This is a genomic window from Bradyrhizobium sp., assembly GCF_049586575.1.
Lineage (GTDB): Bacteria > Pseudomonadota > Alphaproteobacteria > Rhizobiales > Xanthobacteraceae > Bradyrhizobium.
Map to the genome: position 1 here is coordinate 1 of NZ_JBAVCF010000744.1, position 4,143 is coordinate 4,143.

General features: G+C 60.6%; 4 protein-coding genes and 1 tRNA gene. 3 read left to right on the forward strand and 2 right to left on the reverse strand.

Annotated elements, in window-relative coordinates:
* Positions 1-164: 164 nt before the first annotated feature.
* Entirely contained in the window at positions 165-950 is a 786-nt protein-coding gene (locus WB528_RS26935; RefSeq protein ID WP_423892390.1) for an SDR family NAD(P)-dependent oxidoreductase, read from the reverse strand.
* Between the two features lie 135 nt (positions 951-1,085).
* Here WB528_RS26935 and WB528_RS26940 point away from each other — a divergent pair, with 135 nt between their 5' ends.
* Positions 1,086-1,793, forward strand: a complete 708-nt coding sequence (locus WB528_RS26940; RefSeq protein ID WP_423892391.1) for a histidine phosphatase family protein — start codon at positions 1,086-1,088, stop codon at positions 1,791-1,793.
* Positions 1,794-1,820: 27 nt separating this feature from the next.
* Positions 1,821-2,588, forward strand: coding sequence for an SDR family NAD(P)-dependent oxidoreductase (locus tag WB528_RS26945; protein ID WP_423892392.1), 768 nt, complete (start codon positions 1,821-1,823; stop codon positions 2,586-2,588).
* Between the two features lie 11 nt (positions 2,589-2,599).
* Here WB528_RS26945 and WB528_RS26950 read toward each other — a convergent pair whose 3' ends face one another.
* Complete coding sequence (locus tag WB528_RS26950) at positions 2,600-3,823, reverse strand: serine hydrolase domain-containing protein (protein ID WP_423892393.1); 1,224 nt, start codon at positions 3,821-3,823, stop codon at positions 2,600-2,602.
* Between the two features lie 162 nt (positions 3,824-3,985).
* On the opposite strand from WB528_RS26950, the gene WB528_RS26955 reads away from it, so the two are divergent.
* Positions 3,986-4,061, forward strand: a tRNA-Trp gene (locus WB528_RS26955).
* Positions 4,062-4,143 lie beyond the last annotated feature (82 nt).

Consider the following 4,143-nt stretch of genomic DNA (forward strand, 5'->3'; position numbering starts at 1 on the left):
TTTGGATTTGACATTCGCTTGACGAACTCGCGGCCAGGTGGGTAGCGAATGTCAAATCCACTCCACTAGCGCTGTTACCCCGGCGGAGCCTTGGCATAGGCGCGTCGCGGGATGACGGGTAGCCCAACGAAGCGTTATTTTGCTCCGATGCGGCGACCGGCGCGTTAGATCGGCTTTCCCGCATACGGCATCGAAGCAGTGAGACCGCCATCGACCGGAAACGCCTGGCCGTTGACATAGGACGCCTCGTCGCTCAGCAAGAACAGGCCCATCGCCGCCAGTTCATGCGGCTGACCGGCGCGCTTCAACGGATTGAGCTGACCGATCTTGTCCTGCGTGCCGCGTTCTTTGGCGCGATCGAACACGGGCTTGGTCATACCGGTTTCGATCAGGCCGGGGCATACCGCGTTGATCCGAACGCCGGTTCCTGTCAGCGAATAGGCGGTGGTTTGCACGAGGCTGATGACGCCGGCCTTGCTCGCCGCGTAGGGATGGCCGCTCGCGCCGGATTTCAGGCCTGCGACCGATGCGGTGCACAGGATCGCACCGGATCCCTGTTTGATCATGTGCGGCATCGCGTATTTGATGGCGAGAAACGGGCCGAGCAGGTTGATGCGCAGGATTTCCTGCCAATGCTCCACCGTCTGTTCGGAAATCGGCACCAGTCCGCCGCTAACGCCGGCATTGGCCCAGATCGCATCCAGCCTGCCATGGGTGGAGACCGCCCGGTCGATGAAGGCGATCACGTCCTTTTCCGAACCTGCGTCGGCGATGACGGCCTCCACCGTGCCGCCGGCTTTACGCACCTGATCGACCGTGTCCTTCACGCCCTCGGTGCGATCGACCGCGATCAGTTTCGCGCCTTCTTTGGTAAACAGAAGCGATGCCGCACGTCCAATGCCGCTGCCGGCGCCGGTGACGATGACGGATTTACCTTCAAGGCGGCCCATCAGTTTTCTCCTGCTTCATCCATCGGCGTTTTCGCCGTGCGGAATTTCTGGCAAACAAAGTTTCAAACGTCGAAGTGACTTGAGACCACAAGAGCTCTGACGTACGACACACAACATTATTGAAGGGTCTTTGCGATGTCCAACGGCAGTAAGCCCGGCGCGGTCGTCACACGATGGTGGTGGGTACGCCACGCGCCGGTGCGCAGCGATGGTGGCAATATCTACGGCCAGTCGGACATTGGGTGCGACACCGGCGACCGTTACGTGTTCGGTGCCCTTACGAAAGTACTGCCGCGCAATGCAGTCTGGGTTGCGAGCAGCCTTCAACGCACGCATCAAACCGCTGAAGCGATCTGGGACGCTGGCTTTCCGAGGCCGGCTGCGATGGTGAAAGAAGCGGCGTTTGCCGAACAACATCTCGGGCAGTGGCAAGGCATGAACCGCAAGGCATTTCTTGCCAGCCTCCCGGCTGGCAGCCACTGGTTCGCCGATATCGCCGTGCCCGCGCCGGGCGGCGAAAGTTTTATGGATTTATACAACCGCGTCTGCGGTGCGATCGAGCGCATCACGCGCGAACAGACCGGCCGCGACGTGATCGCGGTCGGACATGGCGGCACGATCAAGGCGGCCATCGGCCTTGCGCTCGGCGGCCAACCGGAAAAAGGCCTCGCTTTCGATATCGACAATTGCTCGGTAACGCGGCTTGATCACCATGCGAGCCCAAGCGTCAGCACCTGGCGGGTGCCGATGGTCAACCAGCAGCCGTGGATCACGGATGACGCACACAAGGCCATGCATCAACCGGCCGGGCCTGAGGTCGTGCGTGAGACCAAACTCGCCTGAAACCGCCATAAAATACGGGAGTGAAACATGACCTTGTTTGATATGTCGGGAAAAGTCGCCGTCATCACCGGCTCTTCACGCGGCATCGGCCGCGCCATTGCCGAGCACATGGCCGCTCATGGTGCAAAGGTCGTGATTTCCTCACGCAAGCAAGCCGCCTGCGATGAGGTGGCCAAGGCCATCAACGACAAGGCCGGTAAGCAGGTTGCGCTCTCGGTCGCGGCCAACATCTCGACCAAGGACGATCTGAAGCATTTGGTCGAGGAGACGAACCGTGTTTTCGGCACCATCGACACGCTGGTCTGCAACGCCGCTTCGAATCCCTATTACGGGCCGCAGGCCGGGATTTCCGACGATCAGTTCCGAAAGATTCTCGACAACAACATCGTTGCCAACCATTGGCTGATATCGCTGGTCGTGCCGCAGATGATCGAGCGCAAGGATGGTTCGATCACCATCATCTCCTCGATTGGCGGCCTGAAGGGTTCGACCGTGCTCGGCGCCTACGCGATTTCAAAGGCCGCCGACATGCAGCTCGCGCGCAACCTGGCTTGCGAATACGGCAAGTACAACATCCGGGTGAATTGCATCGCGCCCGGCTTGATCAAGACCGATTTTGCACGCGCGCTATGGGAGAATCCGGAAACGCTGAAGGCTTCCACCGCGCGTTCGCCGCTGCTGCGGATCGGCGAGCCCGACGAAATCGCGGGCGCCGCGGTGTTTCTCGCCTCCCGGGCCGGCACCTTTACAACAGGCCAGACCATCGTGATCGATGGTGGTGCGACGATTAGCTGACCACTTCGCGGTCACTCGATCGCGGCGTAGACCAGATTGCGTACCAGCGTGCGGGTATAGACCCGCTGACCGGGCGCCTGCGACATGAAGACGGCAAACAGGTCTTCTTTCGGATCGATCCAGAAGAAGGTGCCGCCCATGCCGCTCCAGAAGAACTGGCCGACCGAACCTGAAAATGGCGCGATGCCTTCCTGGGTGCGGATGCCAAAGCCGAGGCCGAAGCTGTGCCCGGGCTGGGTCAGCGTACCCTGAATCTTCACGGTCGGATCGAGGTGATCGGACGCCATCCATTCCAGCGTCTTGCGGCCGACGATCCTTGTCCCGTCGAGCGCGCCGCCATTGAGCAACATCTGCGCGAAGCGGGCATAATCCATGGTGGTGGAGACGAGACCGCCGCCGCCCGATTCCATCACCGGCTTCTCCAGCATGTTGAACAGTTGTACCTTGTCGCCGTTCCAGGGATCGGCGGCGAATGGCTCCGCCAGACGGTGCGCGTTTTCATCGCCGGTAAAAAAGCCGGTTTCGGTCATTTGCAGCGGCGCCAGGATGCGTTCAGTGAGGAACGCGCCAAGCGATTTGCCGCTGATAACTTCGATCAGGCGGCCGAGAATGTCGGTCGAGCGGCTGTAGTTCCACTCGGCGCCGGGCTGGCTGATCAGCGGCATGCTGGCGACCAATGCGGCGTGTTCGGCATTGTTGATCTTGCGGCTGCGCACCCGTGATTGCTGATAGAGCTTTTGCACTGGACCGTTGCCAGTGTGCTCGTAAGTGATGCCGGAGGTGTGGCGAAGCAGATCCTGGATGGTGATCGGCCGGAGCAACGGCACGAGATCGAGTTGGCCGTTGTTGTCGACGCCGACTTTCTGATCGGCAAACTCAGGAATGAATTTGGCAATGGGGTCGTCGAGCAGGAAGTGGCCTTCCTCGAGCAGCGACATAACGCCGATCGAAACGATCGGCTTGGTCATGGAAAAGATGCGGAAGATAGAATCCCGCGCCATCGGCGCGCTTGCAACAGGGTCTTGCTTGCCCATCGCGTCGAACCAGCCGATCCGGCCGCCTCTGGCGACCATGATGGTCGCGCCCGGCATGGTTCCTTTGTCGATCTCGCGCCGGAAAACATCCGACATCCGCTGAAGGCGGGAAGGCGAGAGCCCGAGCGATTCCGGTTTTGCCTCCGGCAACGGCGGGGTTTGCGGGGCTGGTGCTTGCCTGGCGGCTGTTTGCGCGGTCATGACGGTCTCCCTTTAACTTCTTGACTTTATAGTGTTGCTCAACCTTGGCGCGGCCGGATCGGAAGAACAAGGTCGAAGATACCAACGGCCGCTTCGCCCTTGCCATCCGGCCGTGGCCTATGCTTGAAACGGCGCGGAACGGCGGCGACGCAGGGTTCCTACAGGAGTGTAGCTCAATTGGTAGAGCACCGGTCTCCAAAACCGGGGGTCGCAGGTTCGAGCCCTGCCACTCCTGCCAGCAAGGTCGAAGAGCTGGCTGGCACAAATTAAGAACGATCCCCCGCGCGAGATAATCCTCCAGACAAATCCACTAAGAATTG

Bases quoted from the DNA above. Each gene is read 5' to 3' on its own strand.
- WB528_RS26935 (WP_423892390.1), bottom strand. From the start codon at position 950: ATGGGCCGCCTTGAAGGTAAATCCGTCATCGTCACCGGCGCCGGCAGC.
- WB528_RS26940 (WP_423892391.1), top strand. From the start codon at position 1,086: ATGTCCAACGGCAGTAAGCCCGGCGCGGTCGTCACACGATGGTGGTGG.
- WB528_RS26945 (WP_423892392.1), top strand. From the start codon at position 1,821: ATGACCTTGTTTGATATGTCGGGAAAAGTCGCCGTCATCACCGGCTCT.
- WB528_RS26950 (WP_423892393.1), bottom strand. From the start codon at position 3,823: ATGACCGCGCAAACAGCCGCCAGGCAAGCACCAGCCCCGCAAACCCCG.